The sequence below is a fragment of the Halobacillus shinanisalinarum genome (genome assembly GCF_022919835.1).
Lineage (GTDB): Bacteria > Bacillota > Bacilli > Bacillales > Halobacillaceae > Halobacillus_A > Halobacillus_A shinanisalinarum.
In genome coordinates, this window is sequence record NZ_CP095074.1 from 4,630,065 (window position 1) to 4,655,184 (window position 25,120).

Annotated in this window: 27 protein-coding genes; all 27 read left to right on the top strand. The window is 41.6% G+C overall.

Going from position 1 to position 25,120, the window contains the following annotated elements; translation table 11 throughout:
- Position 1: 1 nt before the first annotated feature.
- The 27 genes from MUO14_RS22955 (at position 2) to fliY (ending at position 25,103) form a co-directional block, all read left to right on the top strand.
- The gene (locus tag MUO14_RS22955) at positions 2 to 1,876 is read left to right on the top strand and encodes a hypothetical protein (RefSeq protein WP_244752808.1); all 1,875 of its coding nucleotides are present in this window, start codon (positions 2 to 4) and stop codon (positions 1,874 to 1,876) included.
- The gene (locus MUO14_RS22960) at positions 1,873 to 2,157 is read left to right on the top strand and encodes an EscU/YscU/HrcU family type III secretion system export apparatus switch protein (protein WP_244752809.1); all 285 of its coding nucleotides are present in this window, start codon (positions 1,873 to 1,875) and stop codon (positions 2,155 to 2,157) included. The genes MUO14_RS22955 and MUO14_RS22960 overlap by 4 nt, the downstream gene beginning before the upstream one ends.
- 115 nt (positions 2,158 to 2,272) lie before the next feature.
- Positions 2,273 to 3,433 carry an ADP-forming succinate--CoA ligase subunit beta gene (sucC, locus tag MUO14_RS22965; RefSeq protein WP_244752810.1) on the top strand — a complete coding sequence of 387 codons (1,161 nt, stop codon included), beginning with the start codon at positions 2,273 to 2,275 and terminating at the stop codon, positions 3,431 to 3,433.
- Positions 3,434 to 3,450: 17 nt separating this feature from the next.
- Positions 3,451 to 4,353 carry a succinate--CoA ligase subunit alpha gene (gene sucD, locus MUO14_RS22970; protein ID WP_244752811.1) on the top strand — a complete coding sequence of 301 codons (903 nt, stop codon included), beginning with the start codon at positions 3,451 to 3,453 and terminating at the stop codon, positions 4,351 to 4,353.
- Between the two features lie 82 nt (positions 4,354 to 4,435).
- Positions 4,436 to 5,317 carry a DNA-processing protein DprA gene (gene dprA / locus MUO14_RS22975; protein ID WP_244752812.1) on the top strand — a complete coding sequence of 294 codons (882 nt, stop codon included), beginning with the start codon at positions 4,436 to 4,438 and terminating at the stop codon, positions 5,315 to 5,317.
- A 159-nt stretch (positions 5,318 to 5,476) separates the two neighbouring features.
- Entirely contained in the window at positions 5,477 to 7,552 is a 2,076-nt protein-coding gene (gene topA, locus MUO14_RS22980) for a type I DNA topoisomerase (RefSeq protein WP_244752813.1), read from the top strand.
- Positions 7,553 to 7,947: 395 nt separating this feature from the next.
- Positions 7,948 to 8,856, top strand: coding sequence for a tyrosine recombinase XerC (gene xerC / locus MUO14_RS22985; protein ID WP_244752814.1), 909 nt, complete (start codon positions 7,948 to 7,950; stop codon positions 8,854 to 8,856).
- A 13-nt stretch (positions 8,857 to 8,869) separates the two neighbouring features.
- Entirely contained in the window at positions 8,870 to 9,415 is a 546-nt protein-coding gene (gene hslV, locus MUO14_RS22990; protein WP_255822144.1) for an ATP-dependent protease subunit HslV, read from the top strand.
- Positions 9,416 to 9,429: 14 nt separating this feature from the next.
- Positions 9,430 to 10,830: an ATP-dependent protease ATPase subunit HslU gene (gene hslU / locus MUO14_RS22995; protein WP_244752815.1), complete on the top strand. Its 1,401-nt coding sequence runs from the start codon at positions 9,430 to 9,432 to the stop codon at positions 10,828 to 10,830.
- Positions 10,831 to 10,855: 25 nt separating this feature from the next.
- The gene (codY, locus tag MUO14_RS23000) at positions 10,856 to 11,635 is read left to right on the top strand and encodes a GTP-sensing pleiotropic transcriptional regulator CodY (RefSeq protein WP_244752816.1); all 780 of its coding nucleotides are present in this window, start codon (positions 10,856 to 10,858) and stop codon (positions 11,633 to 11,635) included.
- A 363-nt stretch (positions 11,636 to 11,998) separates the two neighbouring features.
- A complete protein-coding gene (gene flgB / locus MUO14_RS23005; protein ID WP_244752817.1) occupies positions 11,999 to 12,391 on the top strand; it encodes a flagellar basal body rod protein FlgB in 393 nt (130 codons plus the stop codon).
- A gap of 3 nt (positions 12,392 to 12,394) precedes the next feature.
- Complete coding sequence (gene flgC, locus MUO14_RS23010) at positions 12,395 to 12,850, top strand: flagellar basal body rod protein FlgC (RefSeq protein ID WP_244752818.1); 456 nt, start codon at positions 12,395 to 12,397, stop codon at positions 12,848 to 12,850.
- A 14-nt stretch (positions 12,851 to 12,864) separates the two neighbouring features.
- Entirely contained in the window at positions 12,865 to 13,173 is a 309-nt protein-coding gene (gene fliE, locus MUO14_RS23015) for a flagellar hook-basal body complex protein FliE (RefSeq protein ID WP_244752819.1), read from the top strand.
- Between the two features lie 66 nt (positions 13,174 to 13,239).
- Positions 13,240 to 14,841: a flagellar basal-body MS-ring/collar protein FliF gene (fliF, locus tag MUO14_RS23020; protein ID WP_244752820.1), complete on the top strand. Its 1,602-nt coding sequence runs from the start codon at positions 13,240 to 13,242 to the stop codon at positions 14,839 to 14,841.
- A 12-nt stretch (positions 14,842 to 14,853) separates the two neighbouring features.
- Positions 14,854 to 15,867, top strand: coding sequence for a flagellar motor switch protein FliG (gene fliG, locus MUO14_RS23025; RefSeq protein WP_244752821.1), 1,014 nt, complete (start codon positions 14,854 to 14,856; stop codon positions 15,865 to 15,867).
- Positions 15,860 to 16,609 carry a flagellar assembly protein FliH gene (gene fliH, locus MUO14_RS23030; protein WP_244752822.1) on the top strand — a complete coding sequence of 250 codons (750 nt, stop codon included), beginning with the start codon at positions 15,860 to 15,862 and terminating at the stop codon, positions 16,607 to 16,609. The genes fliG and fliH overlap by 8 nt, the downstream gene beginning before the upstream one ends.
- Positions 16,602 to 17,906: a flagellar protein export ATPase FliI gene (gene fliI, locus MUO14_RS23035; RefSeq protein ID WP_244752823.1), complete on the top strand. Its 1,305-nt coding sequence runs from the start codon at positions 16,602 to 16,604 to the stop codon at positions 17,904 to 17,906. Before fliH ends, fliI begins: the two co-directional genes overlap by 8 nt.
- Positions 17,907 to 17,920: 14 nt before the next feature.
- Positions 17,921 to 18,370, top strand: coding sequence for a flagellar export protein FliJ (gene fliJ / locus MUO14_RS23040; RefSeq protein WP_244752824.1), 450 nt, complete (start codon positions 17,921 to 17,923; stop codon positions 18,368 to 18,370).
- A 4-nt stretch (positions 18,371 to 18,374) separates the two neighbouring features.
- Complete coding sequence (locus tag MUO14_RS23045; protein ID WP_244752825.1) at positions 18,375 to 18,986, top strand: MotE family protein; 612 nt, start codon at positions 18,375 to 18,377, stop codon at positions 18,984 to 18,986.
- A 43-nt stretch (positions 18,987 to 19,029) separates the two neighbouring features.
- Positions 19,030 to 20,415 (top strand): flagellar hook-length control protein FliK, encoded by a 1,386-nt coding sequence (locus MUO14_RS23050; RefSeq protein WP_244755734.1) that lies wholly within the window; start codon positions 19,030 to 19,032, stop codon positions 20,413 to 20,415.
- A 9-nt stretch (positions 20,416 to 20,424) separates the two neighbouring features.
- Positions 20,425 to 20,871: a flagellar hook assembly protein FlgD gene (flgD, locus tag MUO14_RS23055; protein WP_244752826.1), complete on the top strand. Its 447-nt coding sequence runs from the start codon at positions 20,425 to 20,427 to the stop codon at positions 20,869 to 20,871.
- A 14-nt stretch (positions 20,872 to 20,885) separates the two neighbouring features.
- Entirely contained in the window at positions 20,886 to 21,248 is a 363-nt protein-coding gene (locus tag MUO14_RS23060; protein WP_244752827.1) for a TIGR02530 family flagellar biosynthesis protein, read from the top strand.
- 86 nt (positions 21,249 to 21,334) lie between these two features.
- Entirely contained in the window at positions 21,335 to 22,225 is an 891-nt protein-coding gene (flgG, locus tag MUO14_RS23065; protein WP_244752828.1) for a flagellar basal body rod protein FlgG, read from the top strand.
- Positions 22,226 to 22,271: 46 nt separating this feature from the next.
- A complete protein-coding gene (locus MUO14_RS23070) occupies positions 22,272 to 22,493 on the top strand; it encodes a flagellar FlbD family protein (protein ID WP_244752829.1) in 222 nt (73 codons plus the stop codon).
- Positions 22,477 to 22,902, top strand: a complete 426-nt coding sequence (gene fliL / locus MUO14_RS23075) for a flagellar basal body-associated protein FliL (RefSeq protein WP_244752830.1) — start codon at positions 22,477 to 22,479, stop codon at positions 22,900 to 22,902. Before MUO14_RS23070 ends, fliL begins: the two co-directional genes overlap by 17 nt.
- Positions 22,903 to 22,935: 33 nt before the next feature.
- Positions 22,936 to 23,925, top strand: a complete 990-nt coding sequence (gene fliM / locus MUO14_RS23080; protein WP_244752831.1) for a flagellar motor switch protein FliM — start codon at positions 22,936 to 22,938, stop codon at positions 23,923 to 23,925.
- Positions 23,926 to 23,927: 2 nt separating this feature from the next.
- Complete coding sequence (gene fliY, locus MUO14_RS23085) at positions 23,928 to 25,103, top strand: flagellar motor switch phosphatase FliY (protein ID WP_255822217.1); 1,176 nt, start codon at positions 23,928 to 23,930, stop codon at positions 25,101 to 25,103.
- Positions 25,104 to 25,120: the final 17 nt, after the last annotated feature.

Sequence of the window (25,120 nt, forward strand, 5' to 3'; positions counted from 1 at the left end):
GATGAGTCTGGGTTCTCATCCACTTTTTAAAGTACTACATAAAACTGCCATCCTAAAACCGGAGCAGCCGCTTAAAGTCGGACAAATGATACCAGGCAGGATTGTGAACCTGCTGCCTGGCCAACGAGCAATGATTCAAGTGGGGAACCGTCAGTTTCAAGCTCAACTTGAGGTCCCGTTAAAAGACGGTGAAAGGTATATGTTTCAAGTAACATCAACAGACGATACATTAAAGCTGAAGATGATTTCCACGCAAGCAACCCCATCAGGTCGACGCGATAGTTTTCATTTGTTAAGGCAACTAGGAATAAAAGCAACCAAGGATAACGTTGACTTTTTCCTGCAGCTGATCAAACAAGGGAGTATGTTTACAATATCAGATTTGACAAATGCCTTCGAAATATTACAGCGGCATAAGGGAACAATCGATGCGAACGAGACACTGCTGCAAATGTTTCAGAAGCAAATGCCAATAAAGACAGGGGTGTTCGAGGCACTTATGGCAAGACAAACTCTATCATTAACAGATCAGTTTGCCAAAATGTATGACCATTTGAGCCGATCGAAAGCCCCTGTCCAAAAACAGCTTGTCGATTTACTTGGATTAGTATCTGGAAAACAACGCTCTCGTTCATTTCAAGAAGCGGCCGCAACGAAACTATTGTCCGAATCCAGTCAAGGAACAGACACCACTTTTTCGCTTTTTAAACAGGCAGGGGTCATTGCGAATGATGTCAATTATGAACAATACAGGCGGTCATTCCTGCGTGCTTTTTCTACAAGGGGTGGATCCGGTCTGGATATAGAGTTAATTGTAAGAAATTATATTAGTACGAGGAAGTCTATCCCCTTCTTGCCTTCAAGTCATCAAGCTGAAACGGCATTACGAAGGTTATTTGAACAGCAGCTGCCACTATCATCAAGGGAGAACAATGTACTCGTGGAATGGAGCAAGCAGCTAAAGGGGGGCATCACGGGATCACAAACACTATCCGACACCCTGATCAATAAAATTCAGGCCAATCATCAATCCATAATTCAATCCGGCGTATTTGATAAATTAGTCCCCTTTTTAGGCAGTCATACAACTTCGATTCTTTCGCAAGGTTCAAACCATCTCCCAGGAAGCACTGAACCGACACTAAAAGCATTATCCAGTCTTGAAACCTTGCTTGCAAAACAAGTTCCTGATACAAGCAAAGCAGCCCTCATAGAGTGGGCTGTCCGCACTAATACACTGCAATCAAATAGGGGCAGTAAGGAAACCATTCTTGCTAAAATGAAAATGATGCATTTATTGTCCGGCATCAATCATGAATCGAACGTTAAAAAACAGCTTGCTAAGGGTGAGCAAACTTTAAATGAAGGAACAATTAAAGCACTGTTGCTTCAAAACATGCAGGAGCACCCTTCGTTAAGGCAGGATGCGATGAGACAGCTCGTTCAATTGCTCAATGGTGTACAGCTTACTTCCCACCAAGAAATGGGTCAGATGCTTCAGCTAGCACTTACCTTCCCTGGTGATTTGTTAAACGTTAATAAAGATATTCATTTGAACATGGAGGGTAAGAAGAATAAAAAAGGTGAAATCGACCCGGATTATTGCCATATTATGTTCTTTTTGGATCTAGAGCATTTGCAGGAAACAGTGATTGACTTATCGATTGTTGAGCGGCGCGTGGCTGTTACTATATATAACCAAATGGAAGCAGCAGAAAATCTTATCTCAGAGCATAAATCTGCCCTTACGTCCGGACTTTTAGAGTTAGGTTATGAATTAACCTCTGTCAAAGTTCTACAATCAAGTCATCAGAACAAGCCGATCCAAACTTCGCAGATAAATAAAGAACATAAAGGAGTAGACATCCGCATATGAAGAACAAACGAAAGGAAGCCATTGCGCTTGGTTATCAGACGGAAAAGGATCAGGCGCCAAAAGTCCTTGCTAAAGGGAAAGGTATTATAGCTGACAACATCCTTGATAAAGCAAAAGAAAGCAATATTCCAGTCCAAGAGGATGCTACGCTCGTAGAACTATTGTCGGAACTGAATATTAATGAGCAGATACCTGAAGATTTGTACCATGTTGTCGCAGAAATTTTTGCTTTTATATACCGTGCAGATCAGGAAGGAGAAAAGAACCACAAGTTTACATAATAGAATGGACGAAAACTGACTGAGGAGTTTCGACAAAAAAAGAGGTTACTGTGGACAATTGACAGCGTTTTTTTATACAATGGAAATGCAGTGAAATTTGATGGGAGGATGAAACATGAACATTCACGAGTATCAAGGAAAACAAATTATGCGCGATTTTGGCGTTTCAGTGCCAAATGGGCATGTGGCTTATACCGTAGATGAAGCTGTAGATGCAGCTAAAAAACTGGGGAGCAAAGTCACTGTAGTAAAAGCACAGATCCACGCAGGCGGACGCGGAAAAGCAGGTGGTGTCAAGATTGCTAAAGATCTTGATGAAGTGCGTACATACGCTGAAGAGATTTTAGGTAAAACGCTTGTAACCCATCAGACCGGACCAGAAGGTAAAGAAGTGAAGCGCCTGCTAATTGAAGAAGGCTGCGATATTAAGAGTGAATACTATGTTGGACTTGTTTTAGATCGTGCAACGAGTAAAGTAACGATGATGGCTTCTGAAGAAGGTGGAACAGAGATCGAAGAAGTGGCAGAGAAGACCCCGGAGAAAATTTTCAAAGAGGTCGTCGATCCTGTAACTGGCCTGACACCTTTCCAAGCTCGTCGACTAGCTTTCAATATTAATATTCCAAAAGAGTCTTTAGGCAAAGCTGTTAAGTTCATGCTTGGTCTTTATGATGTTTTTGTTAAAAAAGACTGCTCGATTGCGGAAATTAACCCACTTGTTACAACAGGTGATGGTGGTGTATTAGCCCTTGATTCCAAATTAAACTTTGATGATAACGCTCTATTCCGTCAGAAAGATGTTGCGGAATTGCGTGACCTTGAAGAAGAGGATCCAAAAGAAGTGGAAGCATCTAAATACGACTTAAGCTACATTGCTTTGGATGGAAACATCGGCTGTATGGTTAATGGTGCTGGACTGGCTATGGCTACGATGGATACGATTAATCACTATAGTGGTGATCCTGCCAACTTCCTTGATGTCGGAGGCGGAGCTACTACAGAGAAGGTAACAGAAGCTTTCAAATTGATTCTTTCAGATGAAAATGTTAAAGGAATTTTCGTTAACATCTTCGGAGGCATCATGAAGTGTGACGTAATTGCTGAAGGGGTTGTGGCGGCAACGAAAGAAGTCGGCTTAACCTTGCCGCTTGTCGTACGTCTTGAAGGTACAAATGTAGAAGCTGGTAAGAAGATTCTTGAAGAATCAGGACTAAATATTACATCTGCTGATTCAATGGCAAACGGCGCTCAAAAAATCGTAGAACTAGTTAAGTAGGAAAGGCGGGGAATCTGATGAGTGTATATATTAACAAAGATACAAAGGTTATTGTTCAAGGAATTACCGGCTCTACAGCCCTATTCCATACAAAGCAAATGATCGAATATGGAACACAAATTGTTGGCGGTGTAACGCCAGGTAAAGGCGGCACTGAAGTCGAGGGTGTTCCTGTTTTCAATACAGTAGAAGAAGCCGTCGCACAAACCGGAGCCAACGCTTCCGTCATTTATGTGCCCGCTCCATTCGCTGCTGATGCGATTATGGAAGCGACAGATGCAGATATGGATCTAGCTATTTGTATTACTGAGCACATTCCAGTCATGGATATGGTGAAAGTAAAACGTTATATGGAAGGCAAGAGGACTCGTCTAGTCGGACCGAACTGCCCAGGAGTCATTACACCTGAAGAATGTAAAATTGGCATTATGCCAGGATATATTCATAAAAAGGGTCACGTAGGTGTTGTATCTCGTTCAGGTACGCTTACGTATGAAGCGGTGCATCAGCTATCTGAAGCAGGATTAGGACAATCTACTGCTGTAGGTATTGGCGGAGACCCTGTCAATGGAACAGATTTTATCGATGTACTTAAAGCCTTTAATGAGGATGCAGATACAAAGGCTGTAATTATGATTGGTGAGATCGGTGGAACAGCTGAAGAAGAAGCGGCTGAGTGGGTAAAAGAAAACATGGATAAGCCTGTTGTTGGCTTCATTGGTGGACGTACAGCACCCCCAGGAAAACGCATGGGTCATGCTGGTGCGATTATTTCAGGTGGTAAAGGAACAGCTGATGAGAAAATCCGCGTTATGAATGAAAGTGGAATCGAAGTAGCTGAAACACCTTCTGTAATGGGTGAAACGCTAATTAGCGTATTGAAAAAAGAAAACCTTTATGACAAATGCAAAACGCATTAATCATTTATAGAGGAAACCGTGCCTTTGTGGCGCGGTTTTCGTTATACTTAAGAAAACACTATATCAGAAAAGAGGCTGGTAAATGAAAACCTTTAGACAACGCCTGATTCACTTACATGCTTGCCCTCAAGTCACCCGCTCCCTTTTAAACAAATGGTTAAAGCAAGACCCTGACCTCACAACCCTCCTAAAAATGACCCCTGAAGAGATTTCGACAATCTTTCGTGTCCCAAGCACGAATTCCCAAATCATCTACAAACATATACACGACACTAGTATAATGAAGAAACTCGACACAGAAGAACAGTTGTACGGTTGTGTGACCATTTTTGACAAAGACTATCCAGAATTACTAAAAATAATTCCCGATCCCCCGCTAGTCCTTTACACAAAGGGCAATGCAAAGTTACTGCAACATCCTTTACCACTAAGTGTTGTTGGAACACGAACCCCATCAAATTATGCTCTTCCGGCTATGCGACAAATTCTGACACCTCTCATTAAATCAAACTTCTGTATGATAAGCGGCATGGCTATGGGGATAGATCAGTATGTGCATCGATTAGCCATTCAATACGGCGGAACAACGATAGCTGTGATCGGATCAGGTTTTGACCATATTTATCCACGGAATAACCTCGCATTATATAAACACATGTGTGATAGCCAACTGATCATTAGTGAACACCCACCTGATCGTCCCCCTAGAAAATATCACTTCCCTGAGAGAAATCGGATTATATCAGGTTTATCAGAAGCGACACTTGTCATTGAAGCACGACTTAGGAGTGGTTCACTTATTACTGTGGATCAAGCTCTTGAACAAGGGAGAGAGGTTTTTGCGATGCCTGGTCCAATTGGCAGTAAAACGAGTGAAGGGTGCCACTATATGATTCGAGAAGGGGCAACACTCATTCAAGGTTATCAAGATATTATTCATGCCTACGCTGAAAAATTAAAATAACTTTTCCTATAAATGGCGCTGCCTCTATGGTTTAAACACCCTGTGAAGAAAAGAAATGAAACGGTTGAGTTTGACAAACGGTTTCATTGTATTTAATAATAGGGAAGATTTATGAAAACAAAGAGAAAACAGAAATACACCTCTATGGGAGGAACCTATATGGCAGACTATCTCGTAATAGTTGAATCACCAGCAAAAGCAAAAACGATTGAACGATATCTTGGAAAAAAATACAAAGTAAAAGCATCCCTTGGGCACGTTCGTGACTTGCCTAGAAGTCAGATGGGTGTCAATGTTGAAGAAGAGTTTGAACCGAAATATATTACCATTCGCGGCAAAGGCCCTGTTCTAAAAGATTTAAAAGCAGCAGCCAAAAAGGCAAAACGCGTTTATCTAGCAGCCGACCCCGATCGCGAAGGGGAGGCTATCGCCTGGCATTTGGCCCATAGCTTAGATATTGATGAGCAATCAAAGTGTCGAGTCGTGTTTAACGAAATCACTAAAGAAGCGATTAAGGATTCATTTAAACAACCAAGAACGATTGATTCCGATCTTGTTGATGCTCAACAAGCGCGGCGAATTCTAGATCGACTTGTCGGTTACAATATCAGCCCGATTCTTTGGAAAAAAGTTAAGAAGGGGCTCAGTGCAGGTCGTGTCCAATCCGTAGCCGTAAAAATTATTATCGATCGAGAGAATGAAATTAAAAAATTCAAGCCCGAAGAATATTGGACAATCGAAGCCGATTTCTTAAAAGAAAAAGAAACATTTGAAGGCTCTTTTTACGGAGTGGACGGAAAGAAGAAGGAACTTAAAACTAAAGAAGATGTGGAAGAGGTTAAAAGCAAGCTGAAAGGCGACTCGTATTCGGTTGATAAAGTTAATAAACGCGAGCGCCGCAGAAATCCTTCTTTACCATTTACCACATCATCTCTTCAACAAGAGGCAGCGAGAAAGCTGAACTTTCGTGCAAAGAAAACGATGATGATTGCCCAGCAGCTTTATGAAGGGATAGATCTTGGCGGGAAACAAGGGACTGCAGGTTTGATTACCTATATGCGTACGGATTCCACTAGACTTTCAAACACAGCTAAGGAAGAAGCAAAGAATTATATTGAATCGACCTATGGCAAAGAATACTTGGGTAAAAGTAAAGCAACGAAAAAGCAAGAGGGAGCTCAGGATGCCCACGAGGCAATCAGGCCAACGAGTGCTGCGCGTGATCCGAAATCAATGAAAAAGACGTTATCGAGGGATCAGCACCGTCTTTATAAACTAATTTGGGATCGGTTTTTAGCCAGTCAAATGGCGTCCGCTGTCTTAGATACGATGACGGTTCACTTAACAAACCAGGGTGTTGAATTTAGAGCTACAGGCTCAAAAGTTAAATTCAAAGGGTTTATGAAAGTGTATATTGAAGGCAACGACGATAATAAAAAAGAGAAAGATAAAATGCTGCCAAACTTAGAGGAAGGAATGACGGTGAAGGCGGAGGCAATCAAGCCCAACCAACACTTCACCCAACCTCCTCCACGCTACACAGAGGCACGTTTAGTAAGAACACTTGAAGAACTTGGAATTGGCAGACCATCCACCTATGCTCCAACATTGGATGTCATCCAGCGCCGTGGCTATGTAGCGCTTGATAATAAGCGCTTTGTACCGACAGAACTTGGAGAGATCGTTTTAGATCAACTCAAAGAATATTTTCCTGAAATTATTGATGCAGATTTCACGAAGGAAATGGAAGATGATCTTGATTCGATTGAAGAAGGAGAACAAAATTGGGTATCCATAATCGCTGACTTTTATAAAGGCTTTGAACCTAGGCTTGAGAAAGCGGAAAAAGAAATGGAAGAAATTGAAATCAAAGATGAACCGGCTGGAATTGACTGTGAAAATTGCGGACATGAGATGGTATATAAAATGGGCCGCTACGGTAAATTCCTGGCCTGCTCGAACTTCCCTGAATGCAGAAATACTAAGCCTATTCTTAAAAAAGTCGGCGTCACTTGTCCTAAATGTAAAGAAGGAGAAGTCGTCGAACGAAAAAGCAAGAAGAATCGTAAGTTCTTTGGTTGTGATCGGTACCCTGAATGTGACTTTATTTCATGGGATAAACCGATTACTAGACCTTGTCCGAGATGCCAGTCCTTATTGGTTGAGAAGCGAGCTAAAAAAGGAACTCAAATTCAGTGCACAGAATGTGATTATAAAGAACAGCAGCAATCATAATGAATGCACCTTTATACGAGAACCTGCAGCCAGAAATTGGTTGCAGGTTCTTTCTTTTCATGAATGAATTGACACGAGACATGATGAAGGCTATAATTACGGTTTGGTAAGTATGTTTGCTTGACAGCAATTTTGGTTATTTACTTATTAACAACGATATTCTATGCCATAAATGAAGCCATTCACAGTTGTTGGAAACGAACGGACAAAATTATAAAGATTCCTGCGTAGTATTATTGAGGGGACCTGAACGTGTCTATACTAACAAACAGGCCATGATGCATGTTATACTTAGTAAGGTGGGAACAATTCAGAATTTTGTTACAGTTTTATTAAATCCGTTGTTATTCATTGGGTAATTGTGATAAAATTTAAACGCCTTCGTGGGGTGAAAAATGACAAGCCAGACTCGTTATAAACAACTATTCTTAGAATATCTGCAAATAGAGAAAAATGCGTCTCCATTAACAGTAAGCCATTATGCAGAAGATGTAGATGTGTTTCTTCTTTTTATGGAATCAGAAGCCCTTACAAAACTGCAAGATGTTGATCATTCGTTTATTCGTGTGTATTTATCTAAGCTTCATGAAGCAAAGCTTTCCCGAAGAAGTATCGCCAGAAAAGTTTCCTGTCTACGGAGTTTTTATCGCTTTTTAGAGCGGGAAGAAATAGTGAAACAAAATCCGTTTATAAACGTAAGACTACCTAAGAGTGAATATCCTATCCCAGATTTCTTTTATGAAGAGGAGCTTGCTCAGTTGTTTTCCGTAAGTGACTCTTCTACACCATTAGGTCAAAGAAATCAGGCCATACTCGAAGTGCTTTATGGAACAGGTATACGTGTAAGTGAATGTGTCCATCTTGAAGAGAAGCATATCGATTTTTCGCTTGCTACCATCCTTGTTTACGGAAAAGGCAGTAAAGAAAGGTATGTGCCATTCGGCCAATTTGCTGAGGAAGCATTATCGTATTATATAAAAGAAGCCAGGCCCAAGCTGCTTAAGAATCAGACACAGCCTACTGATCAGCTTTTTGTAAACGCTAAAGGAGGACCTTTGACGGCAAGAGGGGTTCGGATGATTCTGGACAAAATGGTGAAGGAAGCTGCATTAACGGTTGATATTCATCCACATAAGTTAAGACATTCGTTTGCCACACATTTATTGAATTCAGGGGCAGATTTGCGCTCAGTCCAGGAGTTACTCGGCCACGAGCATTTATCCTCAACGCAGGTCTATACCCACGTATCAAAAGATAGGCTCAGGCAGGTTTATATGGGTAGCCATCCTAGAGCCAAAAAGTAACGAGGTGAATCTAGTGGAGCAACAATTTCATGCAACAACGATCTTTGCTGTTCAACACAATGGAAAAAGTGCAATGAGTGGTGATGGTCAAGTAACCTTAGGCAACCAAGTCGTAATGAAGCATAAAGCTGTAAAAGTACGAAAGCTTTTTAATGAACAGGTATTAGCGGGATTCGCTGGATCTGTTGCAGATGCATTTACTTTGTTTGAAAAGTTTGAAGCAAAGCTAGAAGCGTATGATGGGAACCTGGCAAGGGCTTCGGTTGAACTTGCGAAAGAATGGCGGAGCGACCAAGTTTTACGAAAGCTTGAAGCCATGTTAATTGTTTTAAATAAAGACAAAATGTTTCTCGTTTCCGGAACTGGGGAAGTAATAGAACCGGATGATGGAATACTGGCGATCGGATCAGGTGGCAATTATGCGTTGAGTGCAGGGCGAGCGTTAAAGAGGTATTCACCTGAAAAGTCTGCTGACCAGATTGCTCAAGCTGCTTTAGAAATAGCTGGGGAAATATGTGTCTTCACGAATGACCAAATAACACTTGAGGTTCTTGAATAAGGAGGTCGCCTGGAATGTCATTAAATTTAACGCCTAAGGAAATTGTTGAGCAGCTCGACCACTATATCATCGGTCAGACCAACGCTAAGAAGTCTGTAGCTGTTGCCCTAAGAAACCGCTACAGAAGAATGAAGTTAACCGATGACCTTAAGCATGAGGTCGTACCGAAAAACATACTGATGATGGGGCCAACGGGTGTTGGTAAAACGGAAGTAGCGCGTCGCCTGGCTAAACTGGTTGGAGCGCCATTTGTAAAAGTGGAAGCGACCAAGTTTACGGAAGTGGGTTATGTTGGTCGTGACGTTGAATCAATGGTTCGCGACCTAGTAGAAATGGCTGTGCGCATGGTGAAAGAAGAAAAGATTGAGGCTGTAAAAGGAATGGCAGAGGAGCAGGCAAACAAACGGTTAGTCAAGCTGCTCGTACCATCCAAAGAGAAGCAGTCGAACAATAATTTTAAAAATCCTTTGGAAATGTTGTTCCAGCAAGGGAATCAACAGCAATCAGAATCATCCGAAGATAAAGATGAAACAGAAATCAAGAACAAACGGAAGCGGATTAAGCATCAACTTGATTTGGGAGAGCTTGAGGACCATATGGTAACGATTGACGTTGAAGAATCTCAATCCTCTATGTTTGATATGATGCAGGGATCTGGAATGGAACAAATGGGCATGAATATGCAGGATGCCTTTAGTCAATTTATGCCCAAGAAGAAAAAGAAGAGAAAACTGCCAGTAAGTGAAGCGAGAAAAGTGTTGACTCAAGAAGAGGCACAAAAACTTGTCGATATGGATGAAGTGGGGCAGCAAGCCGTTGAGAAGGTGGAACAATCAGGCATTATTTTTATCGATGAGATTGATAAAGTTGCCGCTAAAGGGGATAACCAGGCTAATGTATCACGTGAAGGTGTGCAACGCGATATTCTACCGATTGTAGAAGGCTCAACGATCGTTACAAAGTACGGCCCTGTTTCTACAGACCACATTTTATTCGTGGCTGCCGGTGCCTTTCATATGGCTAAGCCTTCTGATTTGATCCCCGAGCTGCAAGGTCGTTTTCCGATTCGGGTAGAATTAAATAAATTAACCATCAAGGATTTTAGAAGTATTTTAGTTGAACCATCTAATGCCTTACTTAAACAATATAAAGCTCTTTTAGAAACAGAAGGTATAAAGGTGGAATTTTCTGACGATGCTATTACTAGAATTGCTGAAATTGCCTATGAAGTAAATCAAGAAACAGATAACATCGGAGCAAGACGTCTTCACACCATTCTTGAAAAACTATTAGAAGACTTGTCGTTCGAAGCTCCGGATGTAACCTTAGAGACAATAGATATTACCCCTCAATACGTAGACAGCAAATTATCTACGATTGTTAAAAATAAAGATTTAAGCAGGTTTATACTGTAGTGAATATACGCAAGGAGGAACAATAATGGAACTATTAAATCGTGCAAGAAGAATTAATGCAATGCTGCAAAAAACAACAGGAAAATCGGTGGACTTTAATGACATGTCTGCAACACTTAGGGATGTTATTGGTGCAAATACCTTTGTTTTAAGCCGTCGAGGAAAGCTGCTGGGATTTGCTATCAAACAGGAAATTGAAAATGAACGCATGCAGGCTATGCTGTCTGAACGTCAATTCCCTCAAGAGTACACACAAAATCTATTTAACATTCAGGAAACAACGGCAGATCTTGATATCAATAGTGAGTACACAGCTTTTCCTGTAGAAAACAGAGAACTGTTTGAGGATGGACTAACAACCATCGTTCCTATTATTGGTGGTGGACAGCGATTAGGTACACTTATTCTAAGTCGTCTCAATGGTAGCTTTAAAGAAGATGATCTTCTGTTAGCTGAATATGGTGCAACAGTGGTTGGAATGGAAATCCTTCATGAGAAAACGGAAGAGATTGAGCAGGAAGCACGCAGTAAAGCTGTGGTTCAGATGGCGATCAGTTCTTTATCTTACAGTGAGCTAGAAGCGATTGAGCATATCTTTGAAGAGTTAGAAGGAAATGAAGGGTTGCTTGTAGCCAGTAAAATCGCAGACCGTGTTGGGATTACCCGTTCTGTTATTGTAAATGCTCTACGTAAATTAGAAAGTGCAGGAGTAATTGAATCCCGTTCATTAGGAATGAAAGGTACGTACATTAAAGTACTTAATAACAATTTCTTAGTAGAACTTCAAAAACTTCGTTCAAATTAAAAGGAAATGAACTAAACCCCACTGTCGATAAAAGACAGTGGGGTTTAGTTTAGATCAACAGAACTATGTTATTTGTAAAATATAACAAAAAGTATACATAAAAGTCTTAGTTTATCCTTCTTTAGTACGCTTTTTTCAAGGAAATGTAATTGTTATTTTTTTTATGACATAAATGTGTAATAATGTTCATTATAGTAGATTTTTCGACAAGTGGTGGGGATTACCACTAAATTCATTCAAATATAATAAGTAAAATGTACTATTAATTAAGTGTACATAAAGAAGATTCATCCAATCTGGATGGTTTGTCCTACAATAGTTAAAATGATTTTCGTTACATTTGTCGAACGGAGGATACAAGACTTGAAGCTATTCAGTGAAACGTTTTCCACCCTAGAGAATTCTTTAAACTATACAACGGCTAAAAATAGAGCGATTTCTAATAACATTGCAAATGTCGACACCCCTGGTTATAAAGCAAAGGATGTCGTCTTTAAAGATGTATTAAACGAAGGGGTGGCAGGACTCGAGGCGAAAAGAACAAATACACGTCACTTTTCGTTTTCCGACAACGCAACAGTCCCTTTTAAAACCATCACGAAACAGGGTACAACCTATAATCATAATGGAAATAATGTTGATATCGATAAGGAAATGAATGAGCTTGCGAAAAATCAAATTCAATATCAAGCATTAGTTGATCGTATCGGTGGAAAATTTAGAAGCCTTGAAAGTGTTATAAAAGGAGGGAATTAACTCGTGAGTATATTTCATGGTATAAATGCGAGTGCGAGCGCGTTAACGGCCCAGCGGCTTAGAATGGACGTTGCTTCTTCAAATATAGCAAACGCAAGTACCACAAGGGCAACAATAAATGAAAATGGCGAATGGGAGCCATATCGAAGAAAAATGGTTGTGTTTGAACCACAGGAAAAATCATTTCAATCCTTTTTACAGTCGGCTGCAAACCGCTCAAGTACACCTGGACAAGGAGTGCAGGTCTCAGCGATTGTTGGGGATGAGGAGCCGTTTAAACAAATGTATAACCCGTCACATCCGGATGCTAATGATGAGGGTTATGTACAGCTTCCAAATGTTGATCCTCTTCAGGAGATGGTTGACATTATGAGTGCAACACGTTCCTACGAGGCTAATGTGACATCTATTAACGCGACAAAGGGAATGTTAATGAAAGCTTTAGAAATCGGTAAGTAAAGGGAGGAATTCATATGGTTAATTGGTCGCAAGTAACAAATGAATCTTTAATTAAACCAGTACAGACTCAAACAAAATCAGCTATTACACCGAGTGATGCACATTCTCTCTTTGCGAATCGTCTGAGGGAAGCTATTAATCAAGTAAACGATGCTGCGGTTGCCTCAGACGTAAAGACGAAGGCACTTGCACGAGGAGAAGTAGATGATCTCCATGATGTCATGATCACATCTCAAAAGGCCAGCATCACGATGCAAACAACCATAGAAATACGGAACAAAGTAGTCGATGCTTACAAAGAAATCATGCGTATGCAAGTTTAAAGATCATCCCTATTTATTTCGTCATCATACATATTCTCTTAACTTGTACGTTTTATGGGGGCAATTATGAAAGAAAAATTAATATTATTTAAGAATCGAGTGACAGTATTTTGGAGTGAGCGAAGTTCCAAACAAAAAAGGCTGCTCATTGGATCGATTGCAGGGCTCATCTTGTTAGTAGGTATCGCTAGTATTTTTGCAACCCGTACAAATATGGTGCCGCTGTATAGAGACTTATCTTTACAAGAAGTGGGTCAAGTAAAAGCAGAACTTGATACACGTGCTGTTCCTTACGAGCTTGACCAAGGGGGAACAACGATTTCCGTCCCTGAAGCACAAGCTGAATCATTGCTAGTCGATTTAGCAGCAGCAGGCTTACCCAATAGCGGCAGTATTGACTATAGCTTTTTTAGCGGTAACGTGTCATGGGGGATGACAGATAATGAATTTGATGTAATCAAACTTGATGCCATGCAAACAGAATTAGCTAACCTAATGACAGGTATAACTGGAATTGAAGATGCAAAAGTGATGATTAATATCCCAGAAGAACAAGTGTTTATGTCCGAAACAAACCAGGAGGCTTCCGCTTCAGTCGTATTAAGTATCCAGCCTGGTTATGACATTCAGGCGAATCAAGTGGAAGCACTCTATAATTTAGCCTCAAAGTCAGTACCAAATCTTTCTAAGGATAATATCGTCATCATGGACCAAAATTTCAACTATTTTGATACAAATCAGTCAAATGTTGCTAATGGTGCTGATGCTTATACATATCAACAAAATATTAAGCAAGATATCGAGCGGGATATTCAGCAGCGAGTCCAAAAAATGCTTGGGCTGATGATTGGCCAGGACAAGGTTGTAGCAACAGTAACAGCAGATATTGATTTTACGAAAGAAAATCGTGTGGAAGAGTTAGTAGAATCCGTTGACCCTGAAAACATGGAAGGGCTGCCTGTCAGTGTCGAGCGTATAGAGGAAACGTATACAGGGGGAGCCCCTGAAGGTGGTGTGCCTGCTGGTGAGGGTGACATCCCTGCCTATCAGGGAGAAGCAGCAGGTGAAGGCGACAACGGCGACTATGAAATGACAAAGGAAACTATCAACAATGAATTCAATCGAATTCGCCGTAATATCGAGGAAAGTCCTTACAAAGTACGGGACTTAGGGATTCAAGTAGCCATTGATAATACGAAAGGAACCAATCCTGAGGGAGAAGTGCAGCAGCTCACTCAACAGGAGCAGCAAACCGTAGAAGATAGTGTCCAGTCGATCCTGAACTCGATGATCACAACCTCGATAAACGAAGGGTATGGAGAGGTGGATCCTGAGGAAAAAATTTCGATTGTGTTCCAGGAATTCAGCGGAGAACCAAACTTCCCAGAAGAACCAACCGGAATACCGATGTGGATGTATGTAGCAGGAGGTGTGCTGCTTGTTGTTATTGCTGTACTGCTATGGTTGTTGTTTAGACGGAGAAATCAGGATGAGGAAGAGGAAGAAGTGTTTGAAGAAATTCCCGTGCAACAGCCGATCACTACTGTGGCAGATATAGAAGAAAAAGAAACAGACTCATCTGTTAGACGCAAGCAATTGGAGCGTATGGCTAAAGAGAAGCCGGAAGACTTTGCTAAATTATTACGTTCATGGATTGCGGAAGATTAAGGAGGTCCTTAAATGGCCTATCAGAAATCAGGATTGACAGGAAAGCAAAAAGCTGCTGTTCTGTTAATCTCTCTTGGGCCGGATGTGGCTGCTCAAGTGTATAAACATTTAACGGAAGAAGAAATGGAAAGGTTGACATTAGAAATTTCTTCTGTCCAAAAAGTCGGTTCAAAGCAAAAAGAAGAGGTCCTGGAACAATTCCACCAAATCGCCATTGCACAGGATTATATTTCACAAGGTGGGATTGGCTACGCGAAAACAGTCCTTGAGAAAGCATTAGGGGAACAGGAAGCATCGAATATTATTAATCGATTAACCTCTTCCTTGCAAGTGAAACCATTCGATTTCGCAAGACGGGCCGACCCGAATCAAGTATTGAATTTCATCCAAAACGAACACCCGCAAACGATCGCACTCGTTTTATCTTACTTAGATGCAGCTCAATCAGGGCAAATTCTTTCTGAATTGCCTCAGGAGTTACAGGCTGATGTTGCAAGGAGAATCGCTACCATGGATTCGACCTCCCCGGAAATCATCAGCCAGATTGAAAACATTTTAGAAAAGAAGTTATCTGCCACGGTGACACAAGATTATACGGAAACTGGCGGGATCCAAGCAGTCGTCGAGGTACTCAACGGTGTCGATAGAAGTACCGAACGCACGATCCTTGATGCTTTAGAAATTCAGGATCCTGAACTTGCTGAGGAAATAAAGAAACGGATGTTTGTCTTTGAGGATATCGTTTCACTTGATAATCGTGCCATCCAACGGGTGATTCGCGAGGTTGATAATGATGATCTCCGTCTATCCCTGAAGGTATCGAGTGATGAAGTGAAAGAGCTTGTCTTTAATAATATGTCTGAACGGATGGCTGAGACCTTTAAGGAAGAAATGGAAATTATGGGGCCTGTCCGCCTGCGTGATGTAGAGGAAGCACAAACGCGTGTCGTTGCAACAATCAGGCGGTTAGAAGAAGTAGGTGAAATCGTCGTCGCTCGCGGCGGGGGAGATGACATTATTGTCTAAAAATTCGACGGATAAGCGAGTCATTGGTCTAAAACCTGTGCATATGAGAAAGCCTGAAACAGAAAATCAAATTTTAGAAGAACAGCATGAAGAAAAAGCTCAGGAGCTGTTTGAGGCCGCCAAACAAGAACGTCAGCAAGCAAATGAAGAGGCAGCCAGAAAACTGGAAGAGGCTGAACAGGGTGTGGCACATATGCGTAAATCCTGGGAAGAAGAGCGGGAGAGCCTGATCGCACAAGCCTATAATGAAGGTTTTGCCTCAGGTGTCCAGGAAGGCAAGGAGAAAGGTTATCAAGAGTTTTCAGAACAGCTTCAACATATAAACCATATCCTTTCCCTTGCCAACAAGGATTACATCCACACTGTTTCAGCTAGTGAAGAGATGATTCTTGAACTAGCTATCAGCAGTGCTGAAAAGATCATCAATCAACAATTAGCGTTTCAGCCTGAAACTTTTTTGCCTGTAGTAAAAAAAGCCATTGAGGAAGTACAGGATCACCCGGAGATTACTGTATACGTGCACCCGTACGACTATGAACTCATACATACACAAAAGAGTGAATTAACATCGATTACTGGGGTTAAAGCAACACTGACAATTTACATAAACGATTCACTTGCCCGTTATGGATGTGTCATTGAATCCCCATTTGGACGTGTGGAAGCAGGGGTTGACCACCAGCTTACCCAGCTGCGTGAAAAACTCTATCAGCTTGTGCAAGAGGAGAAGAGTGATGAATAAACAAGTTTATTTGGATGCGATTAATCGTATGGACACATACAAGCGTTATGGCAAGGTGCATCGCGTCATTGGTTTAATGATTGAATCGAAAGGTCCTGAAGCATCGATCGGTGACCTTTGTTATATTCATACTTCTTCCCCCACACAAAAAAAGATAGCTGCAGAGGTCGTCGGTTTTAACAATGAGAATGTGCTGCTTATGCCTTTTCGTGAACTACGTGAAATTGGACCAGGGAGTTTAGTTGAAGCCACGGGTGAGCCGTTACAAATTAGGGCAGGTTTAGGGCTGATAGGGAAAGTTGTTGATGCGATGGGGCAGGCATTGGATGAGACAGCGCTGCCAAAAGGATTAAAGACGTATCCAACCGAGCAGCATCCACCTAATCCCCTGTCAAGACCTACGATTAAAGACCCCATCCAAGTTGGGGTCAGAGCTATTGATTCACTTTTAACAGTAGGGAAGGGACAAAGGGTGGGCATCTTTGCGGGCAGTGGTGTAGGAAAAAGTACGCTTCTTGGCATGATCGCAAGAAATAGTGCAGCAGATGTCAATGTGATTGCGTTAATAGGTGAGCGGGGACGGGAAGTACGCGAATTTATTGAAAATGACCTCGGGGAAGGGGTGAAAAGATCGGTTGTCATTGTAGCCACATCAGACCAACCTGCTCTGATGCGTGTGAAAGGCGCTTATACAGCTACAGCGATTAGTGAATATTTTCGAGATCTTGGTTATAACGTCAATCTAATGATGGATTCCGTTACCCGTTTTGCTATGGCACAGAGGGAGATTGGTCTGGCTACTGGGGAACCGCCGACAACCAAAGGATACACACCATCAGTTTTTGCTATGCTGCCAAAGCTGTTAGAACGAACAGGGACAAGTAGTTCAGGTACAATTACTGCTTTTTATACAGTACTAGTAGATGGTGATGATTTAAATGAGCCGATATCTGATACCGTTCGCGGGATCTTGGATGGGCACTTCGTGTTGGACCGAAAATTGGCGGAACAAGGACAGTTTCCTGCCATCAATATTCTAAAGTCTATTAGTCGAGTGATGAACCAGGTGACAACACCAGCACACAAACAAGCCGCTGAACAGATGCGTTCCCTATTAGCTATTTATGAGGATAACAGTGAGTTAATTCAAATCGGCGCTTATAAAAAAGGCAGCAGCCGGGAGGTCGATGAAGCGATTGTTCATCATTCATCTATTATTCGTTTTTTAAAGCAAGGGGTACACGAGGAATCAAGTTTTGAGCAGTCCATCGATTCACTTGAAAAGCTTTTTACATAGGAGAGTGAGGATCAATGACAAGCCTTCAAGCGTTTCATAAAATAAAAGACTTACATGAACGAGAAAAGAAGGAAAAACAAAAACATTATCAGGAGCAGGTGGATGTTTTTGAATCTTTGGCAACAAACCTCTATGAAATGTTGAAAAAGAAAGAAGCTGCTGAACAGAGCTTTCATGAAGGTCTCACTCATTCAAAGGTAAAAGCACAATCTTTTATACATCACCGCAGGTACGTAGAACAGCTTGAGAATGAAATTATGAAGTTGCAGCCAGAAGTCCAGCAGGCAAGGGCACAGATGGAGGCTGCCCAAGCAAGGTTATCTTCTGCTCATGTGGAAGTGAAGAAATTTGAGAAACTTATCGACAACAAGCTTGAAAGACATAGGCAGTGGCTTAAGGAAGAAGAGAGTAAACAGATGGACGAGTTATCGACCAGACAGTATTTAACTTATAAGAACAGGTGATAACATGGCAAAGAAAGTGAACCGTGAACAGGAGAAGGGCAGTAAACGGCAATGGTTTTTCCTGGTGATCGTTGTGCCTACTTTATTTGCCCTTACGTTAACCCTTGTTGTCTTAACAATTATGGGTGTCAATGTAATAGAAAAAGCAGAAAGCTATGCTAACCAAATCCCAGGCCTGTCAAGCCTTGTGTCAACATCAGAAGAAAAACAGAGCACACGGCAAACAGAGCAACTTGAAGCTACGCTTGCTAATCATAACGCAGAAATCAGCCAGCTTGAACAGGAAGTAAATGATAAACAAGGAACCATTGAAGAATTGAACCAACAAATTGAACAACTTGAGGCAGACCTAGATGCAGAAGTAAATGCTTCGCCTGCTGCAGAACCAAAAGAGGAGATGTCTTCTGAGATCAATATGGTGAAGGAAATGGCGGTATCTTTTGAAGAAATGGACGAAGAAAAAGCGGCACCGATCATTGAAAACATGAATCAGGATTTAGCTGTGCAAGTGCTTATCGAGGTAGCGAGTAGTGAACGAGGAGCTATACTAGGAGCCATGACACCTGAATCGGCTGCTGAAATAGCAAGTTCAATCGCCAATTCCTCGGCTGATTGATTATTTTTCTCAACTTGAAAGGAGGTGAAAAAACGTGAATAGTATGACACCTTTTTCTACCTTACCTAAACCACTAGCTCAGCAAATGAGAGGTCTTGCCAATTTAACAACTACTAACACGGCTCCCATGCAGGCATTTAATGTACTGCTTACAGGTATGACTAATCAGCCAACTGAGAACATGACGAATGAGCTGAACCGGCTGGTTGCTACGTTGAAGAAGCTATTGCATCAATTGGGTTTGGGTCTGTCAAGTCAATCAAAGATGGATGGGGCTATGCCTATTGACGTAAACAAGGTCGTTCAAGAGCTCGAACTGTTACACATGGCCTCGACTGAGCGAGATTTGCCGCAAGAATTAAGCAAGTTAATCCAAGCCATGCCACAGGAAGTTGCTGAAATTTCAGGTGAAGGCCAAGTGAAACTAATCGGTGTATTGAAGGATGTTCTTGAAGAAAGCTCCTCTTTTGAAAATCAAACGGACAGCCTATCAAACGCTGTAGCTATACCCGTAATGGAGGCAGTCCATCCAGCTGGTATGAAAGGAAACCCTTTAACCGACACAGGTCAAGCGAAGCAAGTGGATGAGCTTTGGGTCCGATTTGAGAAATTAGCTAAAAAGGTAACAGGGCAGCTTCCTACTAATCAGCCGATCAAGCCTGAGCAGCTCGACCAAATGCTTATGCTGAAGGTAAAGCAAATCATCCAGCAAATGTCGAAACTTGAGACAGGTTCAAGCCAATTAAATAAGTTAGCCCAGCTGAGCGTTCAAGAACCACCCCAACAGCTTATGGCAAATCTATTAAACAACTATAAATTGAAACAATCTTTGCCAGTCGCATACCAGCAACATTCGACAGTAACGAGTAAGGATATAGCTAAGTGGGTAGGTCAGTTTTTAAACAAGCAACGTACTGTTGAACCCTCAATAGGGCAAGGTTTTACGCAAATGATATCTAAAGTTGAACAGTATGTGATCCATGTGAATCAAAATCAATCAAACGCGGGGATGCAGCAGCAGCTTATCGATCAATTGGAACAGCTTATTAAATCAAATCGCCTATTCACAAACAAAGCAGGAAACATGGAAATGAATATTCGTTTGAGACCCCAGCATTTAGGTGATATGACAGTGAAGCTGGTCCAAATGAATGGGGAAATGGCTGTAAAAATTCTGGTCAGCACACAAGCAGCGAAGGAAATGCTCGAGGGGAATATGCAGCAGTTGAGGCATATGTTTTCACCGCAGCAAGTTGTTATAGAAAAGTATGAGCCAACAGCGGCTGGACAATATTTTACAGAAGATGACAAGCAATCCGGTGAGTTTAATGAACGGGACAGTCCATCCGATCAGTCGCAGGAGCAACAGGATGATCATAGTGAAGAGGAAGTATCCTTTCATGAGCTATTAATGAATGAAAAGGTGTAGGTGGTTGAAATGACAAGAATAGATTCGTCCTTTTATTTGCAAAATCAACAGCAAATGGGTGGAACGGAAAGTAATACGCTTGGGAAAGATGCCTTTCTGAAAATTCTTATGGCCCAAATCCAAAACCAAAGTCCATTAGATCCTATGAAAGACAAAGAATTCATTGCACAGATGACACAGTTTTCAAGTTTAGAACAAATGACAAACATGTCTCAAGCAATGCAAGGCTTCATGACATCCCAAAGTCTGCCCCCCGTGGTTAAATACAGCGGCATGATTGGAAAGGAAGTCACGTACCCCGTGCATGATGGAACAGGAGCGGCCACTGAATTAGCAACAGGAGTCGTCAAAGCTGTCAGTCAAAAAGAAGGGGAGACAAAACTTGAACTTCAAAACGGAGAGTCTGTTTATGTCTATGACATTACTAAAGTGAGTGAAACAACAACAGAGGAATAGAAAGCAGGGTAGTTATGGAACCTCGAATACATCAGATGCATCAGCCATTACCTTTTCCTAAAACAAAAAAGGTTCAGCAATCATCCCAGTCGTTTCGAGATGTTTTAAAGGAAACGAGAGACGTTCATGTAAGTAAACACGCCAAACAACGTCTCGAAGAACGTAATATTTCTATAGATGAAAGCAAGTGGCAAGTCATCTCCGATAAAATGGCCGAGGCCAAATCAAAGGGTGTTACCGATTCGTTAGTTGTCATGAGTGATGCAGCCCTTGTTGTAAGTACAAAAAATAATACAGTTGTAACAGCGATGGCGCGAGAAGATACGAGCTCACATATTTTTACAAATATTAACGGTACAATCATTATTGACCAATAGGCTGGACCCGAATATGGGAAGCCTTTATATGCTTACTAATTGACTGAGGTAAGCAAACACATTTAAAGGGAAGGAATGATAGCAATATGCTACGTTCAATGTACGCAGGGATTTCTGGTATGAAAGGTTTTCAGGCAAAGCTCGATACAATTGGGAATAACATTGCCAATGTGAATACGTACGGATATAAGAAGGGACGCGTAACGTTTCAAGATATGATGAGCCAGACGGTGTCTGGTGCTCAAGGTCCGATTGGCGATGATGCAAATAATAATTTGCGTGGAGGGATCAACCCTTCTCAAGTAGGATTAGGCTCACAAATTGGTTCGATTGATACCATTCACACCCAAGGAAATCGTCAGACAACGAGTCGGCCGCTTGATTTAGCGCTTGAAGGTGATGGAATGTTCGTACTGGCAGAAGGAACAGAGACGGCAGATATTAATACAAATACGAAAACCATCGCATTAGATGATGTGAATCTAAGCTTCACGAGAGCAGGGAACTTTTATTTGGATGATGATGGAGCGATTGTCAGTCCTGAAGGGAAATATGTAATTGGGGAGACAGACGGGGAGGCGGAAATTATTACAATCCCTGAGGATGCCCAAAGCTTCAGTATTCAAACGGATGGGACTGTAAACTATGTAGACAACCAAGGAGAACCACAGGAAGCTGGACAAATCAGACTCGCACAATTCTCAAACCCAAGTGGACTTCAGAAAATAGGTGGGAATACCTTCCAAAATACCGATAATGCAGGTTTGTTCACCGATGATAATGGTCAAATCGCTCTTTTAGAGGCTGGCCAGGATGGAACTGGCCAAATGGTTTCAGGTGCCCTTGAGATGTCTAACGTTGATTTGGCAGAAGCTTTTACTGAAATGATTACGGCTCAGCGTGGATTTCAGGCGAATACAAGAATCATCACAACATCCGATGAAATCTTACAAGAGCTAGTTAATCTAAAACGTTAGTAAAGGGGGAGGAGGGCTCTTTATTAAAGAGCCCTCACTCATTCATATGATTTCTTTAACAAGACTCAATGGAGAGACATTTTGGTTTAATCCCATTTACATAGAAAGGCTCAAGGCTAATCCTGATACTACGATTACAACAACCCAGGGTCGGAATTTCGTAGTGAAGGAAGAGGAAGAAGTCGTCATTAAAAGGATGAAACAGTTCTACCGTGAGATTGGATTGCTTCGAGTCATCGATAAGGCGGGTGATGGAAGTGAAAAGTAGTCTGTTTAAGACCGTAATGATCATCATGGGGACAATAACTATCTTAGGAGTAGCTGCGCTTATTTTTGTCTTAAACTTAGATAGCAGTGAGGCTGATGGAGAACGTTCGATTGATGAGATTCGCGAAGCCTCACTTTTAACAGAGGAAATAACCACAGACTTGAAGGACGGTCATTTTGTCCGTATCAGCTTTAGAATTGTGACAGACAGTAAATCGGCTCTTGAAGAATTAGAGAAGCGTGACTTTCAAATGAAGAACATTCTAATAAAAGAACTAGCGGCTATGGAAGGGGAAGCCTTTCAGGGCGGGCTAAGCGAACTAGAAAAAGTCATTAAACTTAAACTGAATGAGTTAATGAACGAAGGTCAAATAACGGAAGTGTACACCGTTGATAAAGTCTTGCAATAACTAAGGAACAAGTTTTGGATGGAGGTGACGTTTTTGACAGATGAGGTTCTTTCGCAAAGTGAGATAGACTCCTTGTTATCAGCATTATCCACAGGTGAAATGGATGCTGAGGATTTAAAGGTCGAAGAGAGTAAGGGAAAAATACGTGTTTATGACTTTAAGCGGGCACTCCGTTTTTCTAAAGATCAAATTCGAAGTCTTTCTCGTATTCATGAAAATTTCGCTAGGTTATTAACAACCTATTTTTCTGCACAGTTAAGAACTTATGTGAATATCAGTGTGGCATCTGTAGATCAATTGCCGTATGAAGAGTTTATCCGCTCAATCCCTGCGATGACGATCTTAAATATCTTCAGTGTACCGCCGCTTGACGGCCGGATATTGCTTGAAACTAATCCTAATATTGCTTATGCCATGCTCGATCGCGTGTTAGGTGGAAGAGGATCAAGCGTGAATAAAGTAGACAACTTAACGGAAATCGAGACGACGATCATGTCACAGCTTTTTGAGAACTCTTTGGAAAACTATCAAGAAGCCTGGGGCTCGATTGTTGAAATTGAACCATTACTTGAGGAACTTGAGGTCAATCCGCAATTTCTGCAAATGGTTTCACCAAATGAAACGGTTGTGGTTGTTACTTTAAATACTTCGATTGGAGAGGCGAGCGGAATGATTAATATTTGTATACCGCACGTTGTCCTTGAACCGATTATTCCGAAACTGTCCGTTCATTATTGGATGCAAAATCAGCAGACAAAAGAGAGCAAACCCGAGGAATATGCAGCATTGTCAGAAACGGTGCGAACAGCACAGGTGGATGTACGTGCGATTTTGGGTGAGTCAAATATGTCGATTGAAGAGTTTCTTAAGTTGAATGCAGATGATGTCATTCGCTTAGATCAGCTCGTTGATGAGCCTATCAAACTTACAATTGATGAGGAAGAAAAATTTTATATTCAACCAGGTAAGCGAAAAAATAAGCTAGCCGTACAAGTGTTAGAGGAGTACCAAGGGGGGCGCTGACTATAATGAGTGATGATATGTTATCACAGGATGAAATAGATGCACTTCTGAATGGAAGTGATGATGAACAAAGTACAGGTAAACAGGAAGGCGATTCGGATAAGGTGGAAGATTATCTATCTAGCTTAGAAGGTGACGCCTTAGGTGAGATAGGCAATATATCATTTGGAAGCTCTGCGACCGCGTTATCATCTTTACTCAATCAAAAGGTCGATATTACTACTCCTTCGATCTCTGTCGTAAAAAGGTCATCCATATCTGATGAATTTCCAAAACCACATGTCGCGATTAACGTTACATATACCGATGGCTTTTCAGGTGAAAACCTTTTAGTCATAAAAGTGCCTGACGCAGCGGTAATTGCAGACCTGATGCTTGGGGGTGATGGAACCTCACCGGCTGATGAACTAAATGAGATCCATTTAAGTGCTGTTCAGGAAGCCATGAATCAAATGATGGGATCGGCTGCGACAAGTATGTCGACAGTCTTTAATAAAAAAGTGGATATCTCACCGCCAACGATTAATGTATTGAATTTGGAAGAAGATCAAGGAACAGATCAAATCCCTGAAGATGAAATACTTATGAAGGTGTCGTTCAATCTTAAGGTTGGGGAATTAATCGACTCAAATATTATGCAGTTACTGCCGGTTACTTTTGCACGTGAACTTGTAGACGAGCTTTTGAACCCACCTGAAGAGGAGATAGATAAATCATTGGAAAAGGCTAGATCTGAACAGCCTGCCATGGCACCACCGACTCAGCCAAAGCATGATGCTCATACGACTGATCAGGTGGATGAGATGGGGACTGAACCACAACTAGTCGGAGGAGCAAGCGGACAGAATATGAACAATTCCACCATCCAATCTGCTCAGTTTTCCGATATAGAACAGGTGCAATTAAGTCATAAAGAACAACGCAATTTAGACATGTTGATGGATATCCCGTTAAAAGTAACGGTTGAGTTAGGGAGGACTAAGCGAACCATTAAAGAAATTCTCGAACTCTCTTCAGGGTCAGTTGTCGAGCTTGACCGACTAGCCGGGGAACCTGTTGATATTCATGTGAATGATAAGTTGATGGCCAAAGGGGAAGTCGTAGTCATTGATGAGAATTTTGGTGTCAGAGTAACGGACATCTTAAGCCCGAAAGATCGATTGAAAAAACTTAATTAAGAACAGGGGAGAATGGG